General features: G+C 66.0%; 14 protein-coding genes. 2 read left to right on the top strand and 12 right to left on the bottom strand.

The annotated features are described in order from the left end of the window. Positions 1-11 precede the first annotated feature (11 nt). Together pbpC and CFY91_RS00490 are read left to right on the top strand one after the other, a co-directional pair. Positions 12-2,330, top strand: a complete 2,319-nt coding sequence (pbpC, locus tag CFY91_RS00495; RefSeq protein WP_093984369.1) for a peptidoglycan glycosyltransferase PbpC — start codon at positions 12-14, stop codon at positions 2,328-2,330. A 354-nt stretch (positions 2,331-2,684) separates the two neighbouring features. Further along, positions 2,685-4,016 (top strand): hemolysin family protein, encoded by a 1,332-nt coding sequence (locus CFY91_RS00490; protein ID WP_093984368.1) that lies wholly within the window; start codon positions 2,685-2,687, stop codon positions 4,014-4,016. A 9-nt stretch (positions 4,017-4,025) separates the two neighbouring features. Here CFY91_RS00490 and CFY91_RS00485 read toward each other — a convergent pair whose 3' ends face one another. The 12 genes from CFY91_RS00485 to CFY91_RS00430 all read right to left on the bottom strand — a co-directional run bounded on the left by CFY91_RS00485 (position 4,026) and on the right by CFY91_RS00430 (position 15,218). Next, positions 4,026-5,147, bottom strand: coding sequence for a GGDEF domain-containing protein (locus CFY91_RS00485; protein ID WP_093984367.1), 1,122 nt, complete (start codon positions 5,145-5,147; stop codon positions 4,026-4,028). An 87-nt stretch (positions 5,148-5,234) separates the two neighbouring features. Next, positions 5,235-6,086, bottom strand: a complete 852-nt coding sequence (locus CFY91_RS00480; RefSeq protein WP_093984366.1) for a universal stress protein — start codon at positions 6,084-6,086, stop codon at positions 5,235-5,237. A gap of 15 nt (positions 6,087-6,101) precedes the next feature. Continuing rightward, positions 6,102-7,589, bottom strand: a complete 1,488-nt coding sequence (locus tag CFY91_RS00475; protein WP_093984365.1) for a SulP family inorganic anion transporter — start codon at positions 7,587-7,589, stop codon at positions 6,102-6,104. Positions 7,590-7,748: 159 nt separating this feature from the next. Beyond that, positions 7,749-8,198, bottom strand: a complete 450-nt coding sequence (locus CFY91_RS00470; RefSeq protein ID WP_093984364.1) for a DMT family transporter — start codon at positions 8,196-8,198, stop codon at positions 7,749-7,751. Positions 8,199-8,251: 53 nt separating this feature from the next. Then, complete coding sequence (locus tag CFY91_RS00465) at positions 8,252-8,740, bottom strand: GNAT family N-acetyltransferase (protein WP_093984363.1); 489 nt, start codon at positions 8,738-8,740, stop codon at positions 8,252-8,254. Between the two features lie 8 nt (positions 8,741-8,748). Further along, positions 8,749-9,291, bottom strand: a complete 543-nt coding sequence (locus tag CFY91_RS00460; protein WP_093984362.1) for a DUF4136 domain-containing protein — start codon at positions 9,289-9,291, stop codon at positions 8,749-8,751. A gap of 20 nt (positions 9,292-9,311) precedes the next feature. After that, a complete protein-coding gene (locus tag CFY91_RS00455; protein ID WP_165765280.1) occupies positions 9,312-9,899 on the bottom strand; it encodes a DUF4136 domain-containing protein in 588 nt (195 codons plus the stop codon). 77 nt (positions 9,900-9,976) lie between these two features. Next, a complete protein-coding gene (locus CFY91_RS00450) occupies positions 9,977-10,726 on the bottom strand; it encodes a methyltransferase (RefSeq protein WP_093984360.1) in 750 nt (249 codons plus the stop codon). Beyond that, positions 10,719-11,039 carry a MazG-like family protein gene (locus CFY91_RS00445; RefSeq protein ID WP_093984359.1) on the bottom strand — a complete coding sequence of 107 codons (321 nt, stop codon included), beginning with the start codon at positions 11,037-11,039 and terminating at the stop codon, positions 10,719-10,721. The genes CFY91_RS00450 and CFY91_RS00445 overlap by 8 nt, the downstream gene beginning before the upstream one ends. A 44-nt stretch (positions 11,040-11,083) precedes the next feature. Next, positions 11,084-11,950, bottom strand: coding sequence for an MBL fold metallo-hydrolase (locus tag CFY91_RS00440; RefSeq protein ID WP_093984358.1), 867 nt, complete (start codon positions 11,948-11,950; stop codon positions 11,084-11,086). 172 nt (positions 11,951-12,122) lie between these two features. Next, the gene (locus CFY91_RS00435; RefSeq protein WP_093984357.1) at positions 12,123-13,496 is read right to left on the bottom strand and encodes a solute carrier family 23 protein; all 1,374 of its coding nucleotides are present in this window, start codon (positions 13,494-13,496) and stop codon (positions 12,123-12,125) included. A 99-nt stretch (positions 13,497-13,595) separates the two neighbouring features. Further along, positions 13,596-15,218 (bottom strand): acyl-CoA synthetase, encoded by a 1,623-nt coding sequence (locus CFY91_RS00430; protein ID WP_093984356.1) that lies wholly within the window; start codon positions 15,216-15,218, stop codon positions 13,596-13,598. Positions 15,219-15,265: the final 47 nt, after the last annotated feature.

The raw sequence follows: 15,265 nt of genomic DNA, 5'->3' as shown, positions 1-15,265 counted from the left end.
GGAGCGCCGGCATGTTGCGGCTGAAGCGCCGGCCCTGGCTGCTGGCGCCGCTCGGCCTGCTGGCCCTGCTCTGGCTGGCCGACCGGCTGTGGCCCTTGCCGCTGCCAGGCGATGACCTGGCGCGGGTGGTGCTGGCCGAGGATGGCACGCCGCTGTGGCGCTTTGCCGATCATGACGGGGTGTGGCGCTACCCGGTGACCGCGCAAGAAGTCTCACCCTATTACCTGGAAGCGCTACTCGGCTACGAGGATCGTTGGTTTTACCAGCATCCCGGAGTCAATCCGCTGGCCCTGGCGCGCGCCGCCTGGCAGAACGCGCGTGCCGGGCGCGTGCTGTCCGGCGGCAGCACCCTGTCGATGCAGGTGGCACGCCTGCTCGATCCGCATGCGCGCAGCTATGCCGGCAAGCTGCAGCAACTGTGGCGCACCCTGCAGCTGGAGTGGCACCTGTCCAAGGAAGAGATTCTCACCCTGTACCTCAACCGGGCGCCGTTCGGTGGCACCCTGCAGGGCGTGGCGGCGGCTAGCTGGGCCTACCTCGGCAAGCCGCCCAGTCAGCTGACCCGTGCCGAGGCGGCTTTGCTTGCCGTGCTGCCACAGGCGCCCAGCCGGCTGCGTCCGGATCGTCATGCGGCGCGTGCCCAGGCGGCGCGCGACAAGGTCTTGCGCCGCCTGCTGGCCAGCGGCCAGTGGCCGGCCGAGGCGGTGCGTGATGCCTTGCAGGAACAGCTGTTTCTTGCCCCGCGCCGCGAACCGCAGCTGGCGCCGTTGCTGGCGCGCCGGCTGAATCGCGGCGATACCCCCGCGCACCTGCGCACCACCCTCGATGCAGCCCTGCAGCAGCGCCTGGAGGATCTCCTGCTGGGCTGGCGCGGTCGCCTGCCGGCGCGTACCTCGGCGGCCCTGCTGGTGGTCGAGCACGACAGCATGGCGGTGCGCGCCTACCTCGGTTCGCTGGACTTCAGCGATGACCAGCGCTTCGGTCATGTCGACATGGTGCGTGCCCTGCGCTCGCCCGGCTCGACGCTCAAGCCGTTTCTCTATGGCCTGGCGCTGGACGCCGGGCTGATCCATTCCGAATCGTTGCTGCAGGATGTGCCGCGACGTTATGGCGACTACCGGCCGGGTAACTTCGCCGCCGGTTTCAGCGGTCCGGTGGCTGCCAGCACGGCGCTGTCCACCTCGCTCAACCTGCCGGCGGTGCAACTGCTGGAGGCCTATGGCGCGAAGCGCTTTGCCGGCGAGCTGCGTGCGGCCGGTCTGCCGTTGTACCTGCCGGCGGGCGCCGAACCGAACCTGGCGCTGATCCTCGGCGGTGCCGGCGCGCGCCTGGAACAGTTGGTGGGCGCCTACAGTGCCCTGGCGCGAGGCGGCATGGCCGCAGACGTGCGCCTGCAGCCGCAACAGGCGTTGCGTGAACGGCGCCTGCTCTCGCCGGGCAGTGCATGGATCGTACGGCGCATTCTCTCCGGCCAGGCACGCCCTGACCGTGATCCACGCGCGGCGCTCAGTCAGCGTGCCCCGCTGGCCTGGAAAACCGGCACCAGCTACGGCTTTCGTGATGCCTGGGCGATTGGCGTGGGGCCGCGCTACAGCATCGGTGTGTGGATCGGTCGCCCGGATGGCACGCCGGTGCAGGGGCAGTTTGGCCTGGCTTCCGCCGCGCCCTTGCTGTTGCAGGTACATGACCTGCTGGAAAACCGCGAACGCCAGCGTGGCCGAGTGGCGCCGGCCGACCCGCAGCCGGACAGCGTCGGTGTGGCGGCAATCTGCTGGCCGCTGGGCCAGGTGTTGCCGCGCCAGCATGCCGACTGTCGCCGCCAACGCTTTGCCTGGACGCTCAACGGCACCGTACCGCCGACCCTGCTGGCGGCTGACCAGCCGTTGGGGGTGGGCTTGCGCGAACACTTCTGGGTAGACGAGCAGGGCCGGCGGGTAGCGCGCCACTGTGCTGGGGCGCAGCCGGCTGAACGGTTGCTCTGGCCCGCGCCGCTGGAGCCCTGGCTGCCGCGCCGCGAACGGCGTAGTGCGCGCCTGCCGGCGCCCAGCGCGGACTGCCCGCCCAGCGCCCAGGCGCAGGCCCCCCTGAGTATCGTCGGGGTGCGCCAGGGCGATCGCCTGCGGCGCCTGCAGGCTGGCGCACTGAACCTGCAGGTCAGTGCACTGGGGGGGAGCGGGCGTTATTGGTGGTTCCTCGATGGCCAGCCGCTGGCAGTGCTCGGCGATGGCCGCGAGCAGGCGCTCAGCCTGCCGCGCCTGGGGGATTACCAGTTGAGCCTGCTCGACGACAGCGGTCAGGTCGCGTTGCTGGACTTCGAGTTGCGTGACTGAGCCGGGTAGGTAAAACACTTTGTAAAACCTTCCCCATGGCCGTCACCCATGGTCTGGCTATGATGCCCCATCTTTGGCCATTCGCTGATCGGTATGAACACCCCTGCGGAACCTCCCTGTCGTTGCTTTTTCCCTCCTCTGGCAGTGCCGTTGCGCTGTGTCTCCCTTGCAGCTGTTTGCCTAACGCCTGCTCTCGTGCAGAGTCTGACCTGGCCTGTCAGGCGGCAGGCGTGCCGGCGCCGTGACTGATTGAACCTGACCCACCGACTGGCGGTGGGCATGGGATAGCGGGCGTTGCCCGCGCTTGATGTTGTGCAGTGGCCGTGGCGCATATGTGGCGGCAGGAGAATCGCAGTGGAATTTTTTGCTCTGGGCGTGCTCATCGTCCTCAATGGTTTGTTCGCCATGTCGGAGATTGCCCTGGTGGCGGCCCGCAAGGCACGTCTGATGAAGTTGGCGGCCGAGGGTGACTCGGCCGCCGGGGTGGCGCTGAAACTGGCAGAGGACCCCACTCAGTTTCTCTCGACCGTCCAGATTGGCATCACCTCCATCGGTATCCTCAATGGCATCGTCGGCGAGGCGGTGCTGGCCGAACCCCTGGCCGCCTGGCTGCAGGGCCTGGGTATGCCGGCCAGCAGTGCCGGTATCGCGGCCACGGCGGGCGTAGTACTGGTGATCACCTATGTGTCGATCGTCATCGGCGAACTGGTGCCCAAGCGTATCGGCCAGCTCAGTCCGGAGAGCATTGCCCGCCTGGTGGCCCGGCCGATGGTTACCCTGGCGTTCCTCACCCGACCCTTCGTGCTGCTGCTGTCTTGGTCGACCCACACCCTGCTGCGGGTGCTCGGTGTACGTCAGAGCAATACCAGCGGGGTTACCGAGGAAGAGATTCACGCCATGCTTGAAGAAGGTTCGGAGGCGGGGATCATCGAGCAACACCAGCACGAGATGGTGCGCAACGTTTTCCGGCTGGATGACCGCCAGCTCGGCTCGCTGATGATCCCGCGCTCCGACCTGGTGTATGTCGACCTGCGTCAGCCGGTCGAGCAGAACATCCAGGCGATGATCGACTCCGAACACTCGCGCTTTCCGGTCTGCGATGGCGGTCTGGACAACCTGCTCGGCGTCCTGCATGCCAAACAGGCTTTTGCCAGCCTGGCCCGTGGCGAGAAGCCGGATTTCAGCCAGCAGCTGCATCCCTGCGTGTTTGTACCGGAAACCCTGACCGGCATGGAACTGCTCGAACAGTTCCGTGCCAGCGGCATGCAGATGGCCTTCGTGATCGATGAGTACGGTGAACTGGAAGGTATCGTTACCCTGCAGGATCTGCTGGAAGCGGTCACCGGCGAGTTCACGCCGAACAACGCCGAGGATGCCTGGGCGGTGCAGCGGCACGATGGCAGCTGGCTGCTGGACGGGGCTATTCCCATCCCGGAAATGAAGGATCGCCTGTTGCTCAAGCAGGTGCCGGAGGAGGACAAGGGGCGTTACCACACGGTATCCGGCATGTTCATGCTGCTCTTGGGGCGTGTGCCGCAGACCGGTGACCGGGTGGAGTGGCAGGGCTGGATGTTCGAAGTCGTCGATATGGACGGCAAACGCATCGACAAGGTGCTGGCTACGCCTGTCGAACTGCCAGGTGACGCGCCGGTCGAGTCGCCTGACGAGACGCTGCAAGCGCGCTGAGCAGACCGTTCAGGCCCTTGCCAGGCAGTTGCGGCCGTTGTGCTTGGCGGCGTACAGCGCCTGGTCGACGCGTCGGAAGAAGGCTTCGGCATCGTCATCCTGCTGCGGGTCGTAGCCACCCACGCCGATGCTGGTGGTCAGTGCCAGCGGCTGGCCATGTACCTGCAGGCCCTCGCTGGACAGGTACTGGCGCAACTGCTCGGCCTGGCTGACCGCCTGCTCCAGCGGCGTGTCGGGGAGCAGCACGGCGAATTCCTCGCCGCCCAGACGCAGCAGCAGGTCGTTGTCGCGGCGAAAATGCCGGCGCAGGCAGTCGGCGAAGCATTGCAGGCAGGCATCGCCGGTCAGGTGGCCGTGGCGGTCGTTGACCTGTTTGAAGAAGTCCAGATCAAGCAGCACCAGGCTAAGAGGGCGCAGGTGGCGGCGTGCCTGTTCGAGCAACTGGGGAAAGCGGTTGTTGAACAGATGGCGGTTACCCAGTTGGGTGAGGCTGTCGCTATGGCTGAGCTGCTGCAGGCGTGCCTGCTGCTCGAGCAGTTGCAGCTCCAGGTCAAGGGTCGTGTGGTACTCGCGGTGGCTACGGCTGAGGGCCAGCAAGAGGTAGCCGAGGTAGCAGGCCAGCGTGACCAGGCTGGCCAGTTGTTCTGCGCGGTTCAGCCAGAGGACCAGCAGGCCCGGCAGGTAGAGCAGGGTCATGGCGATGATGGCGCGGCGCTTGCGCATGGCGAAGTTGAAGGCCATGGCGGTACTGAAAGCCACCGTGCTCAGCGTAGCGATCAGGCGTGAATCGGCGAATACCGCCAGGTGCAGTGCCGCCGCGTGGGTCAGTCCCCAGGCCAGGGCGGTAGCGAAGATCAGCCGCCAGTGGCTGTCCAGCCAGTGACGCAGGCTGGCCTGGTCATGGGCGTCGGGCAGGCGGTGCAGCAGGCGCAGCAGCCACAGGCCGGCAAACAGCAGGCTCAGCAGAATGCCCGCCAGCAACAACTGGCCGGGTGCGCCGGCAAAACCCCACAGCAGCAGCCAGGCCAGCAGGTAGAACACGCCACCCAGGCGGGTGCGTACCTGGGTGTCCTGGGCTTCACGCCACAGGCGAAAAGCCTCGGGCTGGCTGGGGTGTGCTGACGGCTGCATGAGGGCTCGCGGACAACGGCTATGCGCGCATGGTGCGTCAGCGGTAAGGCTGGTGGCAAGTGGCCTGCAGAGTGCCTGCTGGTTGTGTCAGCGCAGGATCAGCAAGGGGCTTTGGCTGCTGGCCAGCAACGCGCTGGTGGTGCTGCCGAGCAAGAACTGGCGCAGCCGTGAGTGGCCGTAGGCACCCATCACCAGCAGGTCGAGCTGTTGCTCGGCCTGATAGGCAGGCAGTGCCTGTTCGACGTCGCCCTGGCGGATCGCCCAACTGACCTGGCTGGCACTGCCGGCCAGCTGGGCAGCGGCGTCCTCCAGCAGGGCGCGCTGGGTGTCGCTGGCGTTACCGACCAGCAACAGGTGGCAGGGCAGCCCTTGCAGCAGTGGGCTGGCGGCTATCCGTTGCAGGCTGTGCTGTGCGGTGGGGCTGCCGTCGTAGGCCAGCAGGTAGCTTTGTGGGGCCTTGAACTCGCCGCAGCTGACCAGGATGGGGCGCTGTACGGCACGAATTACGCTTTCCAGATGACTGCCGAGCTGCTGCAGGTGCGCGCTGCTGCGTGCGCCCTGGCGACCGATAACCAGCAGGCGCGTGTCGTCCTGCAATTCCAGCAGGTTGTCCAGCAGGTCGCCATGGCGCTGGCGCAGCTGCACCTGGGCAACGCCGTCGGTATGCACGCGGTCGCGGGCGGCTTCCAGCATCAGGCGGCCCTGCTCCATGGCCAGTCGGTGGCGCTGCTGGTCGAGCAGGGCCAGTTCATCCAGCAGATGCTCGCGACTGCCCAGGCCGATGCTTCCGCTAAAGTCGCGCTGCTGCGGGTAGCGCTGCGGATCCAGTATGTGCAACAGGGTCAGTGCCGCGTCGAGGCGCCGGCTGGCCCAGGCTGCGTAGTCGCAGACCGCCTGGCTGGCGGGGGAACCATCAATGCAGGCCAGTACGTCGCTCATCGGGAAGCTCCTTGCTCAGTGGCCGGACAGTAGGTCGCTGGGGTTGTCTTTGTCATGTACAGCAAAGCGATCGACAATGGTCGCGCTGGCAGTATTGAGGCCGATGACCTCGACTTCGGTGCCTTCGCGGCGCAGCTTGATCACCACCTTGTCCAGCGCTGCCACGGCGGTGATGTCCCAGAAGTGTGCGCGAGACAGATCGATGATCACCTTGTCGATGGCTTCCTTGAAGTCAAAGGCGGCGATGAACTTATCCGCGGAGGCGAAGAACACCTGGCCGATCACCTGGTAGGTGCGCTGGCGATCTTCGCCATCGGTTTGCGACTGGATATATAGGAAGTGGCCGATCTTGTTGGCGAAGAACAGGGCGGCCAGCAGCACGCCGACAAACACGCCATAGGCCAGGTTATGGGTGTAGACGGTCACTGCCACGGTGGCCAGCATGACGATATTGGTCGACAGCGGGAACTGCTTGAGGTTGCGGATCGAGTCCCAGCTGAAGGTACCGATCGACACCATGATCATCACCGCCACCAGGGCCGCCATGGGGATCTGGCTGACCCATTCGCTGAGGAAGACCACCATCAGCAGCAGCACCACGCCGGCGACCAGGCACGACAGACGGCCGCGGCCGCCGGATTTCACGTTGATCACCGACTGGCCAATCATGGCGCAGCCGGCCATGCCGCCGAGCAGGCCGGAGGCGATATTGGCCATGCCCTGGCCCTTGCACTCGCGGTTCTTGTCGCTTTCGGTGTCGGTCAGGTCATCGACAATGGTGGCGGTCATCATGGATTCCAGCAGGCCGACCACCGCCAGGGCTGCCGAGTAGGGGAAGATGATCGCCAGGGTTTCGAAGGTCAGCGGTACATCCGGCCAGAGGAAGATCGGCAGGGTGTCCGGCAGCTCGCCCATATCGCCCACGGTGCGGATATCCAGGCCGAAGTACATGGCCACGGCGGTCATCGACAGGATGCACAGCAGCGGCGAGGGGATGACCCTGCCCACCTTGGGCACATAGGGGAACAGGTAGATGATGGCCAGGCCTGCCGCGCACATGGCGTAGACCTGCCAGGTGACATTGGTCAGCTCCGGCAACTGGGCCATGAAGATCAGGATGGCCAGGGCGTTGACGAAGCCGGTGACCACTGAACGCGAGACGAAGCGCATCAGGCTGCCCAGGCGGAGGTAGCCCGCGCCAATCTGCAGTACCCCGGTGAGTAGCGTGGCGGCCAGCAGGTACTGCAGGCCGTGTTCCTTGACCAAGGTGACCATGACCAGTGCCATGGCGCCGGTCGCCGCGCTGATCATGCCGGGACGCCCGCCGACAAAGGCGATCACCACGGCGATGCAGAAGCTGGCATACAGACCGACCTTGGGGTCGACCCCGGCGATGATGGAAAAGGCGATGGCCTCGGGGATCAGCGCCAGGGCGACCACCAGGCCGGCGAGCACGTCGCCGCGCGTATTAAAGAACCAGGTGTTTTTCAGGCTGTGCAGCATGGCGGCGCATTCCGGGTGACGGGCCCGTGGCAGGGCGGCATGAAGAGGAACGCGGGACTGCGGCGCGGAGCCTGGCGTGTCGTGAGCGCGCCCCTGGGTTGGCAAAGGGCGCGCACCTTAGCATGCCGGGTGCCAGGCGGCTAATACGCCGGCGGGCATTCAGCCGCGCTGGATCAGCACCACGCCGGCGATCACCAGGCCCAGGCCGGCGAGTTTGCCGAGGCTCAGCGGGGCCTCGCGAAAGCCGGCCCAGCCGAAGTGATCAAGCAGCAGGGCGGCGCCGAGCTGGCCGGCGAGGATCATTGCGGTGAACAGCAGCGCGCCGATCTTCGGGCCGCTGAAGGCCGCCGTGGCGATGAAGAAGGCGCCCATCAGGCCACCCGTCCAGTGCCACCAGCTGAGCCCTTTGAACTGTCCCAGTGCGGGAAGATCACGTTGCAAGAGCACCACGGCAAGCAGGGCCAGGGTGCCGACCAGAAAGGACAGCAGGGCGGCGACCAGGCTGCTCGACAGATGACTGGCCAGCTGACCGTTGACGCCGGCCTGCAGGGGCATCAGGGCGCCGGCGAGCAGTGGCAGAAGCAGCAACCAGATACTCGGGGTAGACACAGGCAGGCTCCGAACAATGGGGCGGTGGATTATCTCAGAAGCTGTCTTTTTCGTCAGGAAAGTGCCTTGCTGAACTGGATCAGTGCGACCCGTCGGCCCAGCCAGTCCTGGCGCTCGACCAGCGCATAGGGCTGATAGCCCAGGCGCGGGTAGAGCAGCAGGCCGGCACTGTTGCCGTTGAAGCAGGATACCCGCAACTCGCGCGCCTGGTGCTGCTCGCGGGCGCGCTGCTCCATGAGGCCGACCAGATGGGCGGCGATGCCGCGTTGGCGGGCCCAGGGGGCGACCATCAGGTTGCCGAGCGCGCAGTACTCGCCGGGCTGGCATTGGTAGAAGTTGGCGAACGCCGCCGGGCGCCGGTCGAGGAGGATCAGCGTGCTGTCCTGGCGCTCGGCCATGGCGCTGGCCAACTGACTTACATCCAGCGGCCAGCGGGCGCGCGGGAAACAGTAGAAGAGCTCCTCGGCGCTTTGCGGAAACTGCACGATGGCCGGCAGGTCGGCGGCTTCGGCGGGGCGGTGCTGCAGGTCGCTGGCAGGCATGGGCGGCTTTACTGTGGCGGGTAGTGGCTGAGCAGGCGGGTCATGACCTGGCGGATTTCTGCTTCGCGTTGGCTGGGCGTGCTGCCGTCGCGCAGCGTTTTGCTCAGGCTGCCGCGCCAGACCAGCTTGCCGTCGCGGGCGTCGAACAGATCCAGTTGCAAGGTCGCCACCTGATAGTCGAGGGTGCGGGTTTCCACAGGCGCGCCCCAATAGCCCCAGGGATAGCCCCAGTAGCTGCTGGCATAGCCGCTGCTGATGTGCTGCTGGCGCTGCTCGACCACCAGGCTGGCCTGCACCTTGAGGTCGGCTGTAGGGCTTTCGCGCAGGCCGCGCTGCAGCAGTTGTTCGGCAGTGGCCTGGCGGATGCGCTGCGCGGTGAGGTCACTGCGCAGCAACGGGCTGTCCGGGCGGAACTGTACCGCTGGCTCGGCCCATTGCCAGCTCTGGTAGCGACTGAAGTCGCGCTGAGTGTCGTAGTCCTGCTCGATCGGCAGGTTCTGGCAGCCGGCCAGCAGGAGCAGGCAGGACAGCCATAGCAGGGAGCGATGCATGGAAGTTCTCCGGGGCGGGATCAGTGCGGTGGAAACGGCTGCAGGGCTTGCTCGGCGGCCGGGTAGAGCAGTGTGCTGGCCGGGCCGGTCAGGCGCTGTTCGCTGCGGCCGCGCCAGATGACCTGGCCGTTGGCTGCGTCGAGCAGTTCGACCTGTAACAGCAGAAAGCGTTCCTCGACCTCGCGGGTCAGCGGCACCTGGCCATGCACGCCACGGTAATCGCCATAGGGACCGTGAGCGTAGTGGCCGCCCAGTTGCTCAGGGTACGAGTAGTAGCGGCGTTGTTCGTCGAGCTGCGCGCGTACCAGCAGGTCGGCAGGCCGGTCTGGCTGCGCCGGGCGCAGGCCTCGCTGTTCCAGCGCGTTGGCCACGGCACTGGCCAGTTCGGCGTCCTCGGCCAGGGCCTGGCCGGCCGGCGCTTGCTGCCAGCGCCAGTGCTGGTAGCGTGCCCAGTCGCGCGGGGCGGCCGGATAGGCGCTGGCGTCGAAGCTGTTGGCGGCAGCGGCCGGTGCGGGGGGCAGTGGCAGGCTGCTGGCCTGGTAGGGGTTGTCGGACTGGCAGGCAGCCAGCAGGAGCAGCAGTGGCAGGAGTATCGCTAAGCGCGGCATGTGGAAGACTCCGCAGTGAGGATGAAGCATTGGAGCGCGAAACCGCGAAAAAGTCGCGCCCCTTTACGCGGCAGGTATCACAAGGGGCGGCACAGCCAGTGCAGGTAGCGGCCCAAACCGGCGAAGGTCGGGTGACGGCGGTAAGCCAGCTCCATTTCCAGCAGGTCGAGCAGCTCGGCACGTTGCTGGAACTCCACCGGCATGTAGTCGTGGAACACCCGTACACCGCTCTGGCTGTGGATATGCCAGTGGCCGTCGAGCAGGGCGGCCAGCTCCAGTGGGTCGAGCGGCTGCTGTGGCGTCAGGCTTTGCCCTTCGCCGGCATAGTGGGCCTTGCGCAGCTTGCGGAAATGCCCCTTGAGCAGGTTGCGGTAGACCAGCGCGTCCTTGTTGTAGAAGGCCAGCGACAACCAGCCATCGGCGCGGGTCAGCTGGTGCAGTACGGGCAGAATGGCCGCAGGTTCGGCCAGCCATTCCAGCACCGCATGGCAGAGCACCAGGTCGTAGGGCTGCTGCAGCTGGCCGGGCAAGTCCTGCCAGGGGGCCTGGATGAACTCGGCACGCTGCCCGGCGTCGGCAAAGCGCTGGCGCGCCCCGTCGAGCATCGGCGCGGAGGGTTCGGCGAGCGTCACCTGGTGGCCATGCTCGGCCAGCCACAGGCTCATGTGGCCGAGCCCGGCGCCGATGTCGAGGACCCGCAGCGGGCGTTGTGGCAGGACTTCCTTGAGATCGGCCTGCAGCACGGCGAGGCGGATGGCCCCCTTGGCGCCGCCATAGATCTTTTCTGCAAAGCGGCTGGCCAGCTGGTCGAAGTGGCGATCATGCATGGGCAGGTGCTCCGAGAAAGCGTCGCTCGTTGTCAGCCAGCTTGTCCTGTAGCACCTGCGGCAGGTCCAGGCCGAGTTCGCTGCTGAGCAGCAGCAGGTAGAAGATCACGTCGGCTACCTCAGCGCCGGCCTGGTGGCGCTGGGTTTCATCCAGCTGGCGGGATTGCGCTTCGCTGAGCCACTGGAAGACTTCCAACAGCTCGGCCATTTCCACGCTGGCGGCCATGGCCAGGTTCTTCGGGCTGTGCAGCGGCGCCCAGGCATTGTGGTCGCGGATCGCGTGCAGACGGGCAAGCAGGTCGGTGAAAGGCATGGCGGGCTCCCGGAATGGCCCGCCATTGTAGCGGTTGTGCGGGGTTACCGCGCCAGGCGCTGCAGGCTTGTCCAGCGTTGGCTCAGGCTGTAGCGCTGCTGTTCGTCTCGTTGTACCTGGCCGAGCGCACAGTGCGGGTCGTGGGTGAAGAACAGCCGCCCGCCGCAGGCCGCCAGGCTGTCGAGCAGGCGCTCCTTCTCTTCGATCAGGCCTTCCGGGAAACGGTCGTAGCCCATGGTGATCGGCAAGTGCACCCAGGGTGCGCCGGGCACCAGGTCGCCGGCGAACACCACCGGGCCATCCGGCATGCTCACCTCGGGGAGCATCTGCCCCGGGGTATGCCCGTCGCTCCAGTGCATGCGCCAGCCCTGGCCCAGTACATGCTGTTCGTCACCGGGTTCGAGGAGCACCAGGCGCTCGCTTTGCTCAAGCAGTTGCAGCAGTTCGGGAATGAACGAGGCGCGGTCACGCGGGTGCGGATTGCCGGCGCGTAGCCAGTGGCGACGACTGGTGATGAAGCGCGCGCGCGGGAACAGCAGGCGCGCCGGCTGGCCTTCGGCCCAGGGGGCGAGCAGCCCGCCGGCATGGTCGAAATGCAGGTGGGTGAGGATCACCAGGTCGATGTCGGCATCGCTCAGGCCCAGCTCGGCCAGGCTGTCGAGCAGCACATGGCGGCTTTCCTGTACGCCATAGCGTTGCTTCATCTGCGGGCTGAAGAAGGCGCCGATACCGGTTTCGATGAGGATATTGCGCCCCGGCTCCTGGACCAGCAGGGCGCGACAGCCCAGGTCGATGCGGTTGTCCTCGTCGGCGGGCATCCAGCGTTGCCAGAGTGCCTTGGGGGCATTGCCGAACATGGCGCCGCCGTCGAGTTTCTGGCTGTTGCCGGTAAGGCTGGAGAGAGTACGCATGTCAGTATCCTGGCCGGCGTGGCCGTTGCAGCAGAGGGATAAAAAGGACGCAGCGGCCGCAGCCGCCACGCCAACGCTCAAGCGTGTGGCAGGCGGCCATGGCCTCCTGCCGGAATAAAAAAGCGGGGCGCCGTGGGCCGGACGCCCCCAAGGGTTGCAGCGGTCGAACGGGTTACTCGGCTTCCGCGCTCTTCTTCAGGCGGTCACCGGGCATGGTGAACTTCAGCAGGTGGGTGCGTTCGATCATGATGTACAGCGCAGCCCCGGCCGCCAGGCCCCAGCCAGCGCCATACACGGCGAGGACAACGCCCATGGTCCCGGCGATGCCGCGCTCGGTGTTGTCATTGAGTTGCTCGAAACCGACCATCAGGCAGATATAGCCGGTGAGGATCAGGGTCAGCGACAGGGCGATCGGCAGTACCGGCTGGAAGAAACTGACCAGCGGCAGGAGGAACAGCGCGATGAAGCCGGTGATCCAGAAGGTGCCAGCGCCGCTGTAGATCGAGTCCATGGCCTTGCGCCCATACTTGTAACGCTCGGCCATGGTCGCAGCCACGGCAGTCCACAGCGGACCGGCCAGGCCCGGGTAGGGGGCGAAGAAGGCGTGCAGGGCGTTGCGGATGGCGGTAACCAGGTGGATGCGGTCGACGTTGTTGTCGATTTTCTCGTCGGTGCGCAGCTCATCGGCACGCTGCATCAGCGACTGGCCGACGATGATGTCACCAAAGGCGATGACATAGGCGATGACCGCTGTGGGCACGGCCAGCAGGAAGATATCCAGGCTGGGGAAGCCGACGTTGAACGGCAGATAGTTCCACATCTCGCCGAAGGCCGGCGCGGTGATCCCCCATTTGATGTCGGGCATCTTGTATTCGCCCACGCCGATGCCGATGAAGATGGCGATCAGCATGCCCGGCACCATGCCGTAGTTGACCACCTTGCGGGCCAGCGGCAGGCGTTCGGTCAGGCCTTTGAAGGACACCGAAAACATCAGGTAGAGGCAGATCAGGCTGCCGGCGACCAGCGAGATGGGCGTGTTGGCCAGGCGACCGCCGGCGTCGATCTCGCCGATCAGCGCGGCGATACCGGCGCCGATGATGATGCCGCCCTTCATGGAGTTGGGGAACAGGCGCACCAGGGTGCTGCCCAGGCGGGTGATGCCGAGGAACAGGAAGATCACGAAGACCAGGAACTGCAGGGCGAACAACGCCTGGATGGCCTCCGGGCCGGGTTCGAACTTGCCGAGGAACAGCAGCACCACCGGGATGCCCGGGGTGATCCAGCCGGGTACCAGGGGTACACCGAGCAGGGCCGGCAGCATGAAGCCGACGCCGCAGACCACTACGTAAGCCAGCGCCACGTCATAGGGCAGGCCGAGGTATTTTTCCAAGAGAGGGATCATTGCCAGGCTGACCACGAACATGATCAGCGCCTGGAGCATTTCCGCGGTTTCCCAGCGGTAGTGCACGAACGGCAGGCGGACCTTGAACGGGCCGGCCTTCCAGAACGGCTGTTCGTCGCCGTCTTTACGGTGGATCAGTTGCATAGGGGTTCTCCGTTGGCCCGAGGGCCCTTCTTGTTGTTGTACAAACGGTGTCGCAGGCGGCCGGTTCGCCTGGGTGAACCGGCCGCGCCTGGTGAGTGGTCAGAGCGCCTTGGCCATGTCACGCAGCACGAACTTCTGGATCTTCCCGGTGCTGGTCTTGGGCAGTTGGGTGAAGACGATGGTCTTGGGCACCTTGAAGCCGGCCAGGTGCTCGCGGCAGAAGTGGATGATGTCGCTGTCGCGTACATCCTGGCGGTCGGCCTTGAGGGTGATGAAGGCGCAGGGCGTCTCGCCCCATTTCTCGTCAGGGCGCGCTACCACGGCCGCTTCGAGTACTGCCGGGTGACGGTAGAGCACGCCTTCCAGCTCGATGGTGGAGATGTTCTCGCCTCCGGAAATGATGATGTCCTTGAGGCGGTCGCGGATTTCCACGTAGCCGTTGGGATGGCAGACGGCCAGGTCGCCGGTGTGGAACCAGCCGCCGGCGAAGGCCTCTTCGGTGGCACTGGGGTTCTTCAGGTAGCCCTTCATCACGGTGTTGCCGCGCATGAAGATCTCGCCGATGGTCTGTCCGTCACGCGGCACCGGCTCCAGGGTCTTGGGATCGCCGACCATTACCCCTTCCAGGGTCGGGTAGCGCACGCCCTGACGGGCCTTGAGCACGGCGCGTTCATCCAGTGGCAGGGCGTCCCACTCGGCATGCCAGGCGCACAGGGTGACCGGGCCGTAGACTTCGGTGAGGCCATAGACATGGGTAACCTGGATGCCCATTTCCTCGACGGCACCGATGACCTTGGCGGGTGGCGCGGCGCCGGCGACCATGGCCTTGACCGGGTGGTCGATGGCTGCCTTGGCTTCCGGCGGCATGTTGACCAGCGCATTGAGCACGATGGGCGCGCCACACAGGTGGGTGACCTGCTCGTCGCGGATCAGGTTGAGTACCTTCTGCGGATCGACCCGGCGCAGGAATACATGCACACCGGCCAGCGCGGTGACCGTCCAGGGGTAGCACCAGCCGTTGCAGTGGAACATCGGCAGGGTCCACAGGTACACCGGATGGTTGCCCATGGCCCAGGTCATCTGGTTGCCCAGGGCATTCAGGTAGGCGCCACGATGGTGATAGACCACGCCTTTGGGGTTGCCGGTGGTGCCGGAGGTGTAGTTCAGGCTGATGGCGTCCCATTCGTTGTCCGACCACTGCCAGGCAAACTGCGGATCGCCTTCGGCGAGGAAGGCTTCGTAATCCAGATCGCTGGCGGCCTGGCCTTCGCCGTATTCCGGATCATCGACATCGATCACCAGCGGCGGATGGTCGAGCATGCCGACGGCGGCGTGGATCACGTCAAAGAACTCTCGGTCGGTGATCAGCACCTTGGCTTCGCCATGCTGCAGCATGAAGGCGATGGCCTCGGCATCCAGGCGCACGTTGAGGGTGTTGAGTACCGCGCCGATCATCGGCACGCCGAAGTGCGCTTCAAGCATGGCCGGGATATTCGGCAGCATTACCGCCACGGTGTCGCCCTTGCCGATGCCGCGTCCGGCCAGGGCCGAGGCCAGGCGCCGGCAGCGCGCGTAGGTTTCTGCCCAGGTGCGGCGGATCGAGCCGTGCACCACCGCGGGGTAGTCGGGGTACACCGCTGCGGTGCGTTCGATGAAGCTCAGCGGGCTGAGGGCGATGTGGTTGACGGGCGCGCGTTCAAGGCCCTGTTCATAGATCGACATGCGGCTGACACCTTTGGCGAATTGTTAGCTCTGGTTATTCCGGTAGT

This window comes from Pseudomonas fluvialis (genome assembly GCF_002234375.1).
GTDB lineage: Bacteria > Pseudomonadota > Gammaproteobacteria > Pseudomonadales > Pseudomonadaceae > Aquipseudomonas > Aquipseudomonas fluvialis.
Note: the sequence above shows the minus strand (reverse complement) of the source record. Positions and strands in the feature narration are given on the sequence as shown.

What these genes read in the sequence shown, in the direction of transcription:
- pbpC (WP_093984369.1), top strand. Translation starts at nt 12, where the DNA reads ATGTTGCGGCTGAAGCGCCGGCCCTGGCTGCTGGCGCCGCTCGGCCTG.
- CFY91_RS00485 (WP_093984367.1), bottom strand. Translation starts at nt 5,147, where the DNA reads ATGCAGCCGTCAGCACACCCCAGCCAGCCCGAGGCTTTTCGCCTGTGG.
- CFY91_RS00480 (WP_093984366.1), bottom strand. Translation starts at nt 6,086, where the DNA reads ATGAGCGACGTACTGGCCTGCATTGATGGTTCCCCCGCCAGCCAGGCG.
- CFY91_RS00475 (WP_093984365.1), bottom strand. Translation starts at nt 7,589, where the DNA reads ATGCTGCACAGCCTGAAAAACACCTGGTTCTTTAATACGCGCGGCGAC.
- CFY91_RS00465 (WP_093984363.1), bottom strand. Translation starts at nt 8,740, where the DNA reads ATGCCTGCCAGCGACCTGCAGCACCGCCCCGCCGAAGCCGCCGACCTG.
- CFY91_RS00460 (WP_093984362.1), bottom strand. Translation starts at nt 9,291, where the DNA reads ATGCATCGCTCCCTGCTATGGCTGTCCTGCCTGCTCCTGCTGGCCGGC.
- CFY91_RS00455 (WP_165765280.1), bottom strand. Translation starts at nt 9,899, where the DNA reads ATGCCGCGCTTAGCGATACTCCTGCCACTGCTGCTCCTGCTGGCTGCC.
- CFY91_RS00450 (WP_093984360.1), bottom strand. Translation starts at nt 10,726, where the DNA reads ATGCATGATCGCCACTTCGACCAGCTGGCCAGCCGCTTTGCAGAAAAG.
- CFY91_RS00445 (WP_093984359.1), bottom strand. Translation starts at nt 11,039, where the DNA reads ATGCCTTTCACCGACCTGCTTGCCCGTCTGCACGCGATCCGCGACCAC.
- CFY91_RS00440 (WP_093984358.1), bottom strand. Translation starts at nt 11,950, where the DNA reads ATGCGTACTCTCTCCAGCCTTACCGGCAACAGCCAGAAACTCGACGGC.
- CFY91_RS00435 (WP_093984357.1), bottom strand. Translation starts at nt 13,496, where the DNA reads ATGCAACTGATCCACCGTAAAGACGGCGACGAACAGCCGTTCTGGAAG.
- CFY91_RS00430 (WP_093984356.1), bottom strand. Translation starts at nt 15,218, where the DNA reads ATGTCGATCTATGAACAGGGCCTTGAACGCGCGCCCGTCAACCACATC.